Below are 14,577 nucleotides of genomic sequence, written 5' to 3'. Positions count from 1 at the left end.
GCCGAACATTACACATCCAACCGATGAATCACGTTCACAAACTCATGTACGCCGCTGTTAATTTCTCGCAGGCTGCGTGACAACACGCTGATTTTATCCTGCTCGGTCACCACAAACTGCTTGACCTCATTAAGCTGCTGCTCCATCTGCGCAATCAGGCTGGCGTTGTGTTCCACCACTTGCGTGATCTGCTTCGTCGCGCTGGAGGTGGACGCCGCCAAACGTCGCACTTCGCCCGCCACCACGCTGAATCCGCGTCCTGCTTCACCGGCGCGCGCAGACTCAATTGCCGCATTCAGCGCCAGAATATTGGTTTGCGAGGCAATCAGGTTGATGGTCTCGACCACTTCGCCAATGCTTTTCGCCGAGGCGTTGAGCTCGCCCCCGATCGCCGTTGCTGCATTAACCTGCAGCGCCACCAACCCTGAATTGCGGATGGTTTCGTCCAGCACCTCGTTGGCGTTGTCGGTAATTTGTGACGTTTCTTCTGAGGTCGTCAGCGCGATGTCGGCCACGCGCTTGGCGGCTTCCACGCGCGCGGTGATATCTGAGGCGATTTTGATCACCTTGTACACCTTGCCATCGGCGTCATAAACCGGGTTGTAGCTGGCCTCAAGCCAGATGCGTTCGCCGCCGGCGGTTTTGCGTTCGAAGCGGCCGACAAAGTGCTGGCCTTTGGCCATCTTGCGCCAGAAGTCGGGATTTTCACTATAGAAGTTATCGAAGCAGAACATGCGATGATGCTGCCCTACAACCGCAGCCAGCTCATATCCCATGTGCTTGAGGAAGTTATTGTTGGCAGTGAGGATTTGTCCGTCCGGCGTGAACTCAATCACCGCCATGGAGAGATCCAGCGCGGTGATCACCGCTTCTTTATGCTCCAACTCCTGATGACGTTCTGTGATATCCGATGCCACCTTGATCACTTTGTAAACCTGGCCTTTGTCATCGCTCACCGGGAAATAGGTGGCGCTGAGATAGAAGCGCTGGCCTTGCTTATTAAAGCGCTCAAAAATGCCGGTCACCGATTCGCCAGACGCCAGCGTTTGCCAAAACGCAAGATAGCGCGAGGATTGGCTGTGTTGCGGGCTGCAGAAGAGGCGGTGATGCTTCCCCTGAATCTCATTTAACTGGTAGCCGGTGGTGGCAAGGAAGAGGTGATTGGCGGTGAGAATCTCGCCGTTAGGCGTAAATTCAATCCATGCCACATGCTGTTTGATCGCATTGATATCTTTAGCCACATCGCCACTTTTATAAAACGGCAAAGAAAGACTCGACTTTTTCACACCAAACATGGGAAGCCTCAGGTGATTATTGTGCTGTTGAACGTAATGCGTGCAGTGCAAAATTGGTCACGCTCAACATGCGTCACCTGAGCTGCCCGCAGATTCCCCTTCGCCGTACACTTAAGTGTCTCTGTGCGCCGCAGCGCCGCACGGGGTATGTAATTAACCTACCTGATGTTTTCAAAATGTACCGCTCAGAGCGTACTCGCGCTCCGCAATACGAGTTATCGGCGGCCTTATTTAAAGGTTTAATTTAAATGCATGTAAAAGGGCTGTTAATAAACTTGAGTTTATTTGCCGCTGCAAACTGGCATAACGCCCCCTTCCTGACTAAACAGTTAAACGTCCTTGATATTTTCTTTACGCATTCCTGATGCGATGTTGCGGGTTCGCTTGATGCGCGGACCTTACCTTTTGCCGGTCAGACGCTGCATCTCTGGCCCATCACGGAGTTGATGATGAACAACCACAAATCTGCGCTTTCTGCCGTCGCCACCGCCACACTCACTGCGTTATTGACGCCCGCACCTGCGCTGGCATGGGACAGCCTGACCGTGTTTGGCGATAGCCTGAGTGATAGCGGCAACGTAGGCCGCTTTACCTTCGACGGTGCACAACATCCTTTATATGATGAGATTCTTGCCGCGCATTTGGGGGAGGATTTACAGCGCTCAACGTTAGGCGGCAGCAATTATGCGCAGGGTGGCGCGGTATCGGTACCCAAGCTCGATCCTGATTTAAACACCCAGGATCAGCTGGCGGGTTATCTCGCTTCAACCGGCGGTCGCGCGGATAGCAACGGTTTGTATATTCATTGGGTCGGTGCCAATGACATCGCCATTGCCGTCACCAATCCCTTAACCGCCAGTGAAACCATCAGCAACAGCGCCAATCAATCGGTTGCGCAAATTAAAACCCTGCTGGATGCCGGCGCGGGCGCGGTGATTGTGCCCACCGTGCCGCAGCTCGGCTCAACGCCCTATATGATTCAAACCGTGCTGCGCGTGCTGGGAAGTGAAGCCACACCAGCGATGGTGGCGGCGTTTCAGTCACTGGATGGCGTGACCACGCCAGATAAAGCCGCGCGACAGCAAGCGGTGCAGGATGCCTTCACGCAAGCGGCAGGTGAAGTTTCGTCGGTTCCAGCGGTGCGTGACGCGCTGGCGCAACAGCTTTATAACGCATGGCAGGAGCTAAGCGAGCAGGTCACGGCGCTCTCCGACGGTTATAACCAGCAGGAAGAAGCGGGGCTGGCGACCTTGAATGGCAATATTGTGCGCGTGGATATCGCCGGGCTGTTCGATGAAGTGATCGCCAATCCAACCCAATATGGCTTAACCAACACCATCGGCATCGCTTGTCCTATTGGCACCTCAGCGGATGAGTGTCAATCCAGCACGCCGGGCTTCTCCACGGCGCAGGATTATCTGTTTGCCGACCGTCTGCACCCGAGCCCAGCGGTGCATGCGATGATTGCCGATTACATCCAGTCGATTCTGGATGCGCCAGCGCAGGTGGCGGCGTTATCACAATCGCCACTGATGATGGCGCGTGATACGCAAAACACGCTGGATGGACATTTGCAGCAGCAGCGTCAACAGCCCGCCAGCGCCGGAAAGTTCACGGTATTTGGCGGCTATGCCGGGCAACATGTCGATTATCAGGGCGACAGCTGGAGCGACGGAAATGCCAACACCACCAACTTAACGCTGGGTATCGGCTATCAGATCACCGACAACTGGCAAACGGGTGTGCTGTTTTCCAACACCAATCAGCGCCAGGAACCTTCGTCGAACTACGACTACAAACTGCGCGGCAATCTGGTGGCGCTTTACAGCCAGCTGACGGTGTTCGATCAGGGCTGGATTAACGCCGATCTGCATTATGCCGATCTCGATTTCGACAGCATCGAGCGTGACATCCACATCGGCCCGGCCAAACGTACCGAGCAGGGTAGCACCAGCGGTAAATTGCTCGGCATGCGTGTGCAAAGCGGCTGGACGCTGCCAATTACTGAAAATCTCAGCACCGGACCGGTCGCCAGTTACGCGCTGGATTACGGTCGCGTCGGCGGCTACAGCGAGAACAGTGATAGCAGCACCGCGATGCGCTACTCCGATCAAACCACCCATTCACAGATTGGCTCAGTGGGTTGGCGCATCGACAGCAAACAGTGGGTGGTTAATCCCTGGGCACAGGTGAGCTACAACCATCAGTTTGGCGATACCGATTCCACGGTGCGTGCCGGATTGAAATCGACGCGTACTTCGTTTGAACGCAGCGTTGAGGCGCGCGATAAAAACTGGCTGGATCTGTCGCTAGGTGCCAACGTGCCGCTCGGCGAAACGGTGAATGCGTTTGCCGGGGTTTCAACCGTCGGTGGGAATAGCGATTACCATCAGGTGACCTGGAATGTCGGTGTCAACGCCACGTTCTAAGCATGCAGGCCAGTAACTGTTAGTTGCTGGCCTGTTAATTTATAACGATCACAAATGCTTTCTCTGCTTAGCAATCAACCTTGTATTTCCGCGTTTTCTCTTCTATTTCGTACCATGTAAATAAAGAAGTTGTCTGCGATTAATCTGTAAATCGCCTCGCTGCCGCTACGCTTTTTTCCATTAATCATATTGTTGTCTGGCCATGCAAAAATCACATAAGTCAAATGCCCCAGTTAGCGTGGTACGCATCAACACATTAATTTTCAGTTACTTATACTCGATGGTGCAGTTACTTTCTCTTAATGGTTAAGGGGTACACCATGGCGAATGCGTCCAGCAATACGAATGCCACACCACAAAATACTGTCACGGCGGCGGCACCGGTTATTCAGGTCATAGATATCGAACAGCTCAAAGCCACCGAACCCACAACCGGCGGTGAACTTGCTACGGTGCTGGAATATAAGCGCGGAACGAAAGCTGGCGGCGGCGTATTTGTTTATGACGCAACAGATACCACATCGCCAGACGATGGTGGGTTGGTGATTGTGACTGGGGGAAATAAACGCTGGAAAAGGGTGATACTGGATTATAACTCGGTCACCGTGCTGGATTTTGGCGCGGTGCCTGACGGGAAAACCGACTGCATCGCAGCGGTAAAACGCATGTTTGACTGGTCGCAGCGCGTGTTGCCATCAGCAGGGATACGTTTTACTGCGGGCGAATTTAGTATGTCGACGTTTGATATCTCAGATAAAGAAATTAACCGTTTTAAGGTTACCGGTGCGGCGGTCAATTTCGGTTATTTCCCAACGACGACGTTGTTTTTTAACTGGGATACCAAACCTCGTGGTCAGCATTTCTTTAAAGTGCAGGCACGCTATGCCGAAATTTCTGGGCTGGTTGTGAAGGGCAAGAGTTCGGACAGCGGTGGTGATGGCGGCACGGCGTTCAATAATGTCGGTTTCTATGCCAACACCATTATCGGCGGCCAGTTCTTGCGCGTCAGCAGTATGGAATTCCGCTATTTGGGCGGACGTGCGCTTGATCTTATCGATACGCTGGATTGTAAAATCGACCAGTTCTATTCCCGTGGTTGTCAGGACAGCATTGTTTATGCTCGTTGGTCCGATCGCCAACAAGGCGCCTGGGATCACTCTACGGCAATTGAACTCTCCAATTTTAATTTGCAGGGCGGCACCAAAAAGCCGGTGCTGGATTTACCGCGCTGTACGCAATCCTTTATTCGCAACGGCTGGATTGAACACTCCGAATTTGCCGGTGATCTTTCCAATGGCCAGTGGGTGATTGAGGGATTAGCGATTGAATCCACCGATAACCCATTAAAACTGGGTTATTGCCGCGCCACTATAATTCAAAAAAGTATTCACAACCAAAGTGCCGGATTCGATTACAGTACCGAAGGTATTGAGCCGTGGACGCTTATCGGTGAAGGCGATCGTGGCGTACTGGAGATGTCGGATTGGGGAATCGTTGCGCAAGGTTCATTGAGCTATGACTATATCTCCTCGCAATATCACATGGATAATCAGGGGAAGGAGGCTGAACAGTGGTTTTATGTCGGGGAATTCGCCTTCTCTAATGCCAACTCGCAAATACATGTGCGAATTATTGGCACCGCACAATTCCTCTCACAAAGTGCAACCCAAACTGACTTTAGTAGCCGTACGCCGGAAGGCGTGGCAAATATCTATCTGCAGGCAAGAAATGGTGCAGATTCTATTGGCAGCTGGTACGGCGAAGGTTCCAGTCCGGTGACCAAAGTGCATATTTCGGGTAATGGTGCCCGAACCAAACTCTATGTGAAAATTGCGGGCTTTACCGCCTATTCCATTGCGCTAGTCGATACCAATGGCAAAGACCGATACCAGGCTGGAAATTGCTTTATTTTCCGTAAAAGTTTCACGGCCTGTAGCGCGGAAGAGAGCACCAGACTGGATGCGGAGAAAGTTGTTGCCTTTGAACAGCACTGGATTGGTAATAAACAAGTTGGCTTTGGGTACAACGACAATAAAGAGTTGTTATTGCATGGTCCGGTGTTCGAAAAGAGCGTGCAAAATCCCGATGGAACATGGAGAACGCGTCGGTTCTTAAAAGTTCGAGTCAATGGAACGGAGCGCAGTATTGAATTGCACAGTGCTACCGATCCCTATTAATTTTATCGAGCCAGCAATCGAGGTTGCTGGCTCGACAATAATAAAATCTACGTGGTTAATTGACGCCAGGGATATGCACATCCGGTAACGTATCGCGTACTTCCCAGCCGCGCAATTTGCCGGGATTTAATAAATTGTGGGGATCACAGGCGCGTTTCATCGCCACCACATCAGCACGCACCATGCCCTGTTTGCCATCTTCAATATGAATCACATGTGGATTATTAATTTTCACGCCATTCGTGCGGTAAGTAGCCATAATCGCGTTAAGGCGATCTTCGTCCTGATAACGCACCAACGGTAAACCGCTACAGGTAATGCTGCCGTTCATATCGCGTAAGAATTCAATGTGCGACATCACCTCATAGGATAATTGCGCTTCCAGCGTTAACGCCTGCTGCAAATAGTTATCCGTCGTGTAAGCAGTTTGCAGGTAAGTTAGCGTCTTATCGATTTTCAGCGCCTGCAGCGTGGTGTGATTCCAGCAATATTCAATCAGCGAATGGCCGCTATTTTCCCCTGCGGCAAAATGCAGCGCATTGCGGCCCGCATGCTGGCTCAGTAGCGCAGGTAACAGCCCGTCGCTTTCGCTGCCCACCACGGAAATCACCCCATGTTTGCCCGCCACATCGGCATCGGCCAGATCGCTGAAGTAATCAAGCACCGGCGCCGCGAACACGGCGATTTGGCGCTTCACCATGCCCGGCGAACGGGCCAGCGCATCGGCAAAGGCCATCGCCGTAGGGAAGTCGTTGAAAGTGTCGAGACGTTCGATCCAGTCGTGGCGCGGTGCCAGCGCCAGTTCAATCTCCAGCACGATGCCATTGCTGCCGTACGCGTGATGCAATAGCAGCGCATCCGGCGCTTGCAGGGTGATAATGCGCGGTGTCTCTTCCATGGTCATCAGGCGCACCGACAACACGTTGCCTGGCGCGGCCAGCGGACCGTAATTAATCGAACCTACGCCGCCAAATCCGCCGCCAAACAGGCCGCCGAGCGTCGCCAGTTTCCAGGTGGAGGGCATGCAGCGCAGCTCCCAGCCAAGTGGACGCGTATGCGATTCGAGGTCGCCAAGGCGAATGCCCGCCTGCGCACGCACCGTGCCGTGGCCGACGGCGGTCACCGCGTTGAGGCGCGTCATATCAACCATCACGCCACCGTGCAGCGGAATCAACTGACCGTAATTACCGGTGCCGCCACCGCGCAAATTGAGTGGCACGCGCTGTTTGGCGCAGGCTGCCACGATCAGTGCCAGCTCCTGCTCATCACGCGGACGCACCGCCAGCTCGGCAAACTTCGCTTCCAGCTGCGGTTTCAAGACCGGACTGAACCAGTGAAAATCGCGCGACAGACGTTTGACCTTCGGCGCTTCTTTAATCCAGTCGAGTTCAGGCAACGCCGCGACCAGCGCCGCCAGTGCAGACTGGCGATCGGAATCAGACATGTTTATTTCCTGTGTGAAAAGGGTTATTGCGCCGCTACGGCGCATGCGTGTTTCTTAACTGGGGCTCAATTCACTCTCATGCCATGCCGCCAGCACGCGGCGCGTTAGCCACGACATCAGCGCGAACAGCAGGAAGCCTGCCAGTGAAATCAGCAGCAGCGCGGCAAACATCAGCGGGATATTGAGCTGATAACCGGCCTGCAAAATCTGGTACGCCAGCCCGGTATCGGTGCCGCCGGTGCCAGCGACAAACTCTGCCACCACCGCACCAATCAGCGACAAACCGCTGGAGATGCGCAGCGCGCCAAAGAAGTACGGCAGCGCTGAAGGAATACGCAGGCGCAGCAGAATCTGCATGCGCGACGCATGATTGAGGCGGAAATAGCTCAGCAATCCTGGTGACACGCTGCGCAGACCTTGCGTGGTATTGGAAATTATTGGAAACACCGCCATTAAGGTGGCGCACACCACCAGCGACAACGTGGTGTCTTTCACCCAGATGATGATCAGCGGCGCGATAGCGACAATCGGCGTCACCTGCAAGAACACGATATAGGGAAAAAGGGCGGTCTCAATAAAACGATTTTGCACCAGCAGAAACGCCACAATCGAACCAATCACAATCGCCACCGCAAAGGAAATCACGGTGATTTTCAGGGTGTAGAGCAATGACATAAACAGCGTCGGGAAGTTCTGCACCAGACTTTGCGCCACCACTAGCGGCGACGGCACCAGAAACACCGGCACCTTGAAGGCGGTGACCAGAAACTGCCACAGCAGCAGCATGGCGACCGCGACGATGGCGGGAAACAGCCACTGCTGAAATTGCCGATGGCTTGCTAACGGTTTCATCATTGACTCTCCTTGCTCGCCGCCAGCAGGCCGCGTTGCAGCTTTTGCGCATAATGCGTGAAATCCTGGCTGACGCGAAACTCATCGTCGCGCGGTAACGTGGTTTCAATGCGGATGTCATCTACCACGCGCCCGGGGCGCGCCGCCATCATAATCACCCGCTGCGACAGAAACACCGCTTCCTGAATTGAGTGGGTGACAAACACCACCGTCAGCTTTTGCTCTTGCCACAAATCCAGCAGATCGCTGTCCAGCTTGTTGCGGGTGATCTCGTCCAGCGCGCCAAACGGCTCATCCATCAGCAGCACCTTCGGGCGCGTGACCAGGCCGCGCGCTATCGACACGCGCATCTGCATGCCGCCGGAAAGCTCGCGCGGCAATACGTGACCAAACTGGCCGAGGTCGACCAGTTCGAGGATTTCGCGCACGCGGGTGTCCGCTTCGGCACGCGGCACGCCTGCCAAATCTAGCGGCAGACGCACGTTTTTGTGCACGTTGCTCCACGGCATTAGCGTCGCTTCCTGAAACACAAACGACAGCGGCAGCTCGCGCTGATTTTCGCGCCGATCGCGACGAAACAGCATTAATTTGCCATCGGTGGGCTCAATCAGCCCGGCGATCATTTTCAGCAAGGTGCTTTTGCCGCAGCCGGACGGGCCGAGCAGCGAGACAAATTCGCCCTGACGAATGGTGAGATCGACCGGCAGCAGTGCGCGCGTACCGTTGGGATAAATTTTCTCCGCTGAAAGCACCTCAATCGCCGGTGGCGCCGCAGAACGCGGCACCGCTTGCGCATCGGGATGCAGCAGCGTTAGATGGCTGGCGCTATTCATGGCAGAACCTTGACGTCTTGGATAAATTTCAGCGTGTAGCTGCCGTCAAACGGTACTTTGGCCGCATCGATCAGCTTGGTATCGACCAGTAGCTGCCAGGTTTGCTTGAGACGCGCTTCGGTCATGATGCCGATGCCGCCGGTTTGCGCATCGCCGCCGGTCAGCATCTGGTATTTCTTCATCTGCGCAATGCCGAAAGCGATCTGTTCATCGCTCATCTGCGGGTTCTCTTTCTTGATCAGCACGTTGCCAGCGGCAGGATCTTGCAGATAGTTTTTCCAGCCCTGCATCGACGCTTTCACAAACGCCGCCACCGCAGCCGGCCGTTTCTCAATGGTCGATTTCATGCACACGATGCTGTTGCCGTATGGCGGATAGCCCCAATCGCTGATCGGGTAAACATTGGCCTGCGCATTGGCTTTTTGCACCGCAAACGGTTCGGAGGTGATATAGCCTTGCTGCACCAGATTTTTATCGGCCAGGAACGGCTGAATGCTGAAGGTGTAAGGACGCACGCGGGCATTTTTCAGCTTCAGCGCGCTCTGCGCCCACGGCCAATATGAGGTGTAGGCTTCCGCCGCCAGCAGGAAGGTTTTGCCCTGCAAATCGGCCTGGTTTTTCACATCCGGATGGGTGAGAAAGGCAATCGCCGAGTGCTGGAAGGTGGTGGCAACCGGCATCGCCTGCACGCCTTGCTGCCAGATTTCCAGCGCCTGCATGTTATCGCTGATAATGCAGTCGGCCTGACCGGCCGCCATCAGCTGCATGGTATGCACCTGCGGACCGCCCATCTTGATGGTGACGTCGAGGCCGGCATCGCGATAGAGATTCTGCGCCTGCGCCTGATAGAAGCCGCCGTGTTCGGCCTGCGCATACCAGTTGGTCATAAAGGTGAATTTCTCCGCCGCCATGCTCGGGGCCGAGAGTGCCAGCGCAAGCGCGGCAACAGTGCTCAATGTCTTTTTCATCATTATTCCCTAGCGAGGTGGTAAAAAGGCGGCTGCGTCGTGGTGATCTAATACTTTGCCTTGCCACTGGCCGGTGCCCCACGCCGGTTCGGCGCGGGTTACCCATGTCATCTGGTGCACTTCGGTAATCACCTGCGCCCAGCTTTCTGCCAGTGAATCGAGAATGGCTGCACCTTGCTCGGGCGTGGAGGGCAGAGGATCGCCAATCACGCCGCTCGGGCCGAAATCGTAGGAGGCCCACGCCGCCATCGGCTTGTTGGTCGAAAGCGTCGGGCAGGGGAATGCCGGCGGATAATTAGCCACCGCTTTATCCATCTGCACGGTATCGGGCGCCAGCGCCAGCATCAGCGCGGTTTCGGCATGTCCCGCGTGCATCGCCATCTGCCGCTCTTTGTCGTCCATAAAGCTTTCCGCGCAGTTCGGCACTTTAAAGGTGTCTTGCATGATGATGATCATGTCGCCGTGGCGCAGACGCAGCTCGCGCGCCGCCATCTGCAACGGCTGCGGCTGGCCGCCGTGGCCGTTAACCATCAGGAACTTGAGGAAACCGGCGCGATAGAGTGATTCGCCAATCTCCAGAATGGTGTGCAGCAGGGTTTCGCCGGTCAGCGTTAGCGTGCCGGGAAAATGCAGATGCTCATCCGATTTGCCATAGGTGATCGGCGGAATGGCGTAAGCCGGGATTTCCGCCGGTAAGCGCGCCAGCGCATGGCCGACCACGCCGGAGGCGATCACGCTATCCACCGCGCACGGCAAATGCGGGCCGTGCTGCTCAATCGCGCCGGTCGGCAACACGATCACGGTGTTGGCTTTATTTTCCAGCGTGGCGATGTCGGTCCAGCTCAGGTACGGCAAAAAGCGGTTTGCCGGAATATAACCATGCAACATTTCAACTCCTCGTGTTATTGCGGCAACCACGCCGTGGCTTCAACTTCAATTAAGACGTCCGGACTCGGCAGCATCTCGCTCACCTGCACCACGGTAGAAACCGGCGGCGCATCGGGAAAAAATTGCTTACGCACCCGGCTGTAGTGGGGAAAATGGTCGAGATTGCGGAAGTACTGCACCAGTTTGAAGACATCGCTCATCTGTCCGCCGGCGCTTTCGATGGTGGTGCGGATGCTCTCCAGCACGTACCAGCTCTGCGCCAGAATCGGCCCCTCTTTAATATCGGTGGAGAATTCGCCGGTGCGGCCAAGCAGCTGTTGCGCCGCTGCGGGAATGTCGTCGTAGCCGCGCACAATGGTGGCAGTTTGTGGGTTCACCGGAATAATGCCGGAGAGAAAGATGAAGTCGCCCGCGCGTCGCCACGCGGCATATTTCGCCAGCGGTTTTCCCGCTCCTGCATCAAGCGCCATCTGTTGTTTCTCCATAACGCACACCCCTTTTCAGCCGATAGCGCTGACGTTGACGCAACGGCCAGCTCGCCACATCGGCATGCGGAAAAATCACCAAATCATTGGCCTGCAGCTCGTGGCGTTGGCAGATCAGCGCGGAAGCCTGATCAAACGCCGCGCCCAGTTGCAGGCTCAGCAAACCGCTAAACAGCGTATCGAGCGGGTCGTAACTGCCAAACGGACAGAACGCGTCCTGCACGTTGTCCGCGCCTAGCAGCAGCGGAATGCCCAGCGCCTGCGCCTCTTTTACCAGCGTTAAACCGCGCAGACGCGGCGTGCGGCCGGGCACCGCGTCCTGTAACAGCAGGTTGGTGAGCGGCAGCGCAATCAACGTCACATTGTGTTGCGCCAGTAAGGCAAGAATCTGTTGCGCATCGTCCTGCTGCGCCAGCGCGCAGCTGTGGCTGCAGGTGATCGCGCCGCTAAATGGATGCTGCTGCAAATAGTGCGCCAGCCAGCGCAATCCCTGCGCCTCGACGTTAAGTTCTTCATCAATATGCAGATCAATATCCAGCTGCCACAATTCGGCGGCTTCCATCAGATGCTGAAACGCCTGCGCATCCCAGTTGCTGCTGTGAATAAAGCCGCCCAACAGCGTGCCGGGACCGCTGGTCGCCACCTGCGCGGCAATATGCTGCGCATCGCTGGCGTCGGCAAAGAAGGTGAGTGGCGCGAGGGCCACGCGCTCAATGCTGCACAGCGGATGGTGCAGATCGCCAATCACTTGCCACGCTAATGGTGCATCAACGGAGAACCAGTCGATGTGGGTGCGCAGCAAACCGACGCCAGCTTCTACCGCCCAGCGCAGCGCCTGCGTAGCGCGCTGCTGCAGATCTGCTGTGTTCCAGTGCGCGCGGTCCTGATGCATGGCAGCAATCGCGGCCAGCAAACCGGGCTGTTGCGCCGGGCTGCGTTGAATAGTGAAGGTTTTATCCAGATGCGCGTGCGGTTCGATAAACGCGGGCAGCACCAGCGCGCCGTGAAGCGGCAGATAATCAGCGGGTGCTGCTGCATGGTCGGGTTCGAATTGCAGGCCCGCGGCGTGGAAATGTAAGGTCGCCAGCTGCGGTTGATTGTTGGCTTCAGGCCAGTTTTCTGGCAGCAGCCAGCGGGGTAAACGTGCGCCGGTCGCACCCGGATAGCCGCTCATAGATCCAGTACCAATAAAGGTGAACGCGCACGTGAACAGCACAGCACGATGCAATCGTTGGCCGCACGCTCTTGCTGGCTCAGCACATCATCACGGTGATCCGGCTCGCCCGCCAACACGCCGGTGATGCAGGCGCCGCACATGCCTTGTTCGCAGGAGAGTTCAATCTCAATCCCTGCATCTTCAAGTACTTCAGCGATGGTTTGTTGCTCGCCCACGGCAAAGCGTGCGCCGGAGGAGGCGAGCTGCACGTCGAAGGCAGCGCCAGCCATCAGCGAAGATGTGGATTGGAAGCGCTCGCTGTGCAGCTGTGCTTCGTCCCAGCCATGTTGCAACGCCAGCTGCTGCAGATGATGCATAAAACCCGCCGGGCCGCAGAACACCAGCGCAGCGTTGTCTGGCTGGGTGAGTTCTTCGGGAACGCGCTGGCGCAGGCTGTCGCCTTCGCTGCTGTAGTGAATGACCACGCGCGTGCCGAGATTGCACAGACGTTGGCTGAAAGCGAGTTGGTCGGCGTGTTTCAGGTAAAGGTGCAGGGTGAAATTCGCCTGACGCGCCGCCAGTGCTTCGGCCATCACCAACAGCGGCGTCAGGCCGATGCCGGCGGCAAACAGCAGCGTGCGCGACGCGTGCGGCAGCGGAAAGTGGTTACGTGGCGCGGATATCTCTAGCTTATCGCCGGTGGTTAACTGCTGATGCAGCCAACGCGATCCGCCGGTTGAACACTCATCCAGACGTACGCAGATTTCATAATGATCGGCTGGCGCAGAGCAGAGTGAATACTGGCGTTTACCGCAGTCAGGAATAATGACATCGATGTGCGCGCCGGGCGTGAAAGCAGGCAGCGGCTGCCCGCTGCGATTCGCCAGCGTCAGTAACACATTGCCTGCACCGTTGAACTGCTTTGCGATGACGGTGACGGTGAGAGGAGTGGATTTCATCATCTATCTGCCTGAGCAGGGATGTCGTCGGCTGGGAGGCCGCGCAAACCCTTGTTTTAATCATGGCAGCGATTATTATTTTGCCCATGTGTAAGCGTCCATCTGTTTAATTCGCATGATGCGTTGCAAAAAAGAGAGCACCTCTTATGTTCGCCTTCTCCCGATTTCTGCTCTATTTCACTGAGGTGGCCCGCCAGGGTTCGCTGCGCAAGGCTTCTGAGGTGCTGCACGTCTCGGCATCCTCAATTGATCGGCAGATTCTGCGCGTGGAGGAAAAGCTGGACATGCCGCTATTTGAGCGCCATCCATCAGGATTACGTATGACCGCAGCGGGTGAGATCCTGCTGAATGCGGCGAAAAACTGGCAGCGGGATTTTGGTCGCGTCTGCACGCAGCTGGATGATTTGCGCGGATTACGTCACGGTCATGTGCATATCGCCACCATTGATGCGATTAATCGCGGCTTTTTTTCATCGATTTTGCAGCGCATTCGCAGCGACTATCCCGGCATCTCCTTCACGCTGACCACCATGAGCAACATCCACATCGCCAATGCGCTGACCTCGGGCGATGCGGATTTCGGCATCATGCTTAATCCGCAAAGTTCGCGCGAGTTGCTGGTGAAGTCGTTTGCCGATTTACGTCTGGGTATTGTGGTGAGCAGTCAACATCCGCTGGCCAATCTGGAATCGATCCGTTTCAGCCACTGCGAATCCTGGCCATTTATCGTGCCCGCCGCGCCGCTAATGCTGGCCGATCCGCTGGAGGCGCTGATCAACAGCTCGGGCATTAAGATCAACGAAGTGGCGTGCACCAATAACATTCATATGCTGCGTTCATTGGTGCGTGATGATGTGGGGATAAGCCTGATGTGCTGGCTGGATATCGTTGATGAGTATCGGCGCGGTGAACTGAAGTTTATTCCGCTGATCGATACGGTGCTGAAGCCATTTACCTTGTCGCTGTGTGTTGCGCCGCAGCGCCAGCTTTCGATTGCCGCTTCGATGATGCTGCGCGAGCTGGAGTCGTTTTTTGCACTGATGCAGAGTGAGGAGTTGCTGGCGTAATCGGTCGCCTTGAATGGCGACCTT

Annotated in this window: 12 protein-coding genes; 3 read left to right on the top strand and 9 right to left on the bottom strand. The window is 55.8% G+C overall.

From position 1 onward, the window contains the following. Positions 1-8 precede the first annotated feature (8 nt). Positions 9-1,295 (bottom strand): PAS domain-containing methyl-accepting chemotaxis protein, encoded by a 1,287-nt coding sequence (locus FCN45_RS19710; protein WP_137386936.1) that lies wholly within the window; start codon positions 1,293-1,295, stop codon positions 9-11. 449 nt (positions 1,296-1,744) lie between these two features. On the opposite strand from FCN45_RS19710, the gene FCN45_RS19705 reads away from it, so the two are divergent. Continuing rightward, on the top strand, positions 1,745-3,724 hold the full coding sequence (locus FCN45_RS19705) for an autotransporter outer membrane beta-barrel domain-containing protein (RefSeq protein ID WP_137387427.1): 1,980 nt from the start codon (positions 1,745-1,747) through the stop codon (positions 3,722-3,724). A gap of 320 nt (positions 3,725-4,044) precedes the next feature. After that, entirely contained in the window at positions 4,045-5,901 is a 1,857-nt protein-coding gene (locus FCN45_RS19700; RefSeq protein WP_137386935.1) for a hypothetical protein, read from the top strand. A 55-nt stretch (positions 5,902-5,956) separates the two neighbouring features. Here FCN45_RS19700 and FCN45_RS19695 read toward each other — a convergent pair whose 3' ends face one another. The 8 genes from FCN45_RS19695 to FCN45_RS19660 are packed head-to-tail and all read right to left on the bottom strand — an operon-like array spanning position 5,957 to position 13,489. Beyond that, positions 5,957-7,345, bottom strand: a complete 1,389-nt coding sequence (locus FCN45_RS19695) for an FAD-binding oxidoreductase (RefSeq protein ID WP_137386934.1) — start codon at positions 7,343-7,345, stop codon at positions 5,957-5,959. A gap of 54 nt (positions 7,346-7,399) precedes the next feature. Beyond that, positions 7,400-8,200 (bottom strand): ABC transporter permease, encoded by an 801-nt coding sequence (locus FCN45_RS19690; RefSeq protein WP_137386933.1) that lies wholly within the window; start codon positions 8,198-8,200, stop codon positions 7,400-7,402. Continuing rightward, a complete protein-coding gene (locus FCN45_RS19685; RefSeq protein WP_137386932.1) occupies positions 8,197-9,030 on the bottom strand; it encodes an ABC transporter ATP-binding protein in 834 nt (277 codons plus the stop codon). The genes FCN45_RS19690 and FCN45_RS19685 overlap by 4 nt, the downstream gene beginning before the upstream one ends. Next, positions 9,027-9,998 carry an ABC transporter substrate-binding protein gene (locus FCN45_RS19680; protein WP_137386931.1) on the bottom strand — a complete coding sequence of 324 codons (972 nt, stop codon included), beginning with the start codon at positions 9,996-9,998 and terminating at the stop codon, positions 9,027-9,029. The genes FCN45_RS19685 and FCN45_RS19680 overlap by 4 nt, the downstream gene beginning before the upstream one ends. 9 nt (positions 9,999-10,007) lie before the next feature. Then, positions 10,008-10,886 carry a creatininase family protein gene (locus FCN45_RS19675; RefSeq protein WP_137386930.1) on the bottom strand — a complete coding sequence of 293 codons (879 nt, stop codon included), beginning with the start codon at positions 10,884-10,886 and terminating at the stop codon, positions 10,008-10,010. Positions 10,887-10,900: 14 nt separating this feature from the next. Continuing rightward, positions 10,901-11,356: a RidA family protein gene (locus tag FCN45_RS19670; protein WP_101761775.1), complete on the bottom strand. Its 456-nt coding sequence runs from the start codon at positions 11,354-11,356 to the stop codon at positions 10,901-10,903. Further along, positions 11,346-12,545, bottom strand: a complete 1,200-nt coding sequence (locus FCN45_RS19665) for an amidohydrolase family protein (RefSeq protein ID WP_137386929.1) — start codon at positions 12,543-12,545, stop codon at positions 11,346-11,348. The genes FCN45_RS19670 and FCN45_RS19665 overlap by 11 nt, the downstream gene beginning before the upstream one ends. After that, a complete protein-coding gene (locus tag FCN45_RS19660; RefSeq protein ID WP_137386928.1) occupies positions 12,542-13,489 on the bottom strand; it encodes a PDR/VanB family oxidoreductase in 948 nt (315 codons plus the stop codon). Before FCN45_RS19660 ends, FCN45_RS19665 begins: the two co-directional genes overlap by 4 nt. A 143-nt stretch (positions 13,490-13,632) precedes the next feature. Here FCN45_RS19660 and FCN45_RS19655 point away from each other — a divergent pair, with 143 nt between their 5' ends. Further along, positions 13,633-14,553 carry a LysR family transcriptional regulator gene (locus FCN45_RS19655; RefSeq protein WP_137386927.1) on the top strand — a complete coding sequence of 307 codons (921 nt, stop codon included), beginning with the start codon at positions 13,633-13,635 and terminating at the stop codon, positions 14,551-14,553. The last annotated feature ends 24 nt before the right edge of the window (positions 14,554-14,577 follow it).

This window comes from Pantoea sp. SO10 (assembly GCF_005281435.1).
Lineage (GTDB): Bacteria > Pseudomonadota > Gammaproteobacteria > Enterobacterales > Enterobacteriaceae > Pantoea > Pantoea leporis.
This window is presented reverse-complemented; position numbering and strand designations above follow the sequence as displayed.

Coding starts and splice junctions, on each gene's coding strand:
- FCN45_RS19710 (WP_137386936.1), bottom strand. CDS start 1,295: ATGTTTGGTGTGAAAAAGTCGAGTCTTTCTTTGCCGTTTTATAAAAGT.
- FCN45_RS19705 (WP_137387427.1), top strand. CDS start 1,745: ATGAACAACCACAAATCTGCGCTTTCTGCCGTCGCCACCGCCACACTC.
- FCN45_RS19700 (WP_137386935.1), top strand. CDS start 4,045: ATGGCGAATGCGTCCAGCAATACGAATGCCACACCACAAAATACTGTC.
- FCN45_RS19695 (WP_137386934.1), bottom strand. CDS start 7,345: ATGTCTGATTCCGATCGCCAGTCTGCACTGGCGGCGCTGGTCGCGGCG.
- FCN45_RS19690 (WP_137386933.1), bottom strand. CDS start 8,200: ATGATGAAACCGTTAGCAAGCCATCGGCAATTTCAGCAGTGGCTGTTT.
- FCN45_RS19685 (WP_137386932.1), bottom strand. CDS start 9,030: ATGAATAGCGCCAGCCATCTAACGCTGCTGCATCCCGATGCGCAAGCG.
- FCN45_RS19680 (WP_137386931.1), bottom strand. CDS start 9,998: ATGAAAAAGACATTGAGCACTGTTGCCGCGCTTGCGCTGGCACTCTCG.
- FCN45_RS19675 (WP_137386930.1), bottom strand. CDS start 10,886: ATGTTGCATGGTTATATTCCGGCAAACCGCTTTTTGCCGTACCTGAGC.
- FCN45_RS19670 (WP_101761775.1), bottom strand. CDS start 11,356: ATGGCGCTTGATGCAGGAGCGGGAAAACCGCTGGCGAAATATGCCGCG.
- FCN45_RS19665 (WP_137386929.1), bottom strand. CDS start 12,545: ATGAGCGGCTATCCGGGTGCGACCGGCGCACGTTTACCCCGCTGGCTG.
- FCN45_RS19660 (WP_137386928.1), bottom strand. CDS start 13,489: ATGATGAAATCCACTCCTCTCACCGTCACCGTCATCGCAAAGCAGTTC.
- FCN45_RS19655 (WP_137386927.1), top strand. CDS start 13,633: ATGTTCGCCTTCTCCCGATTTCTGCTCTATTTCACTGAGGTGGCCCGC.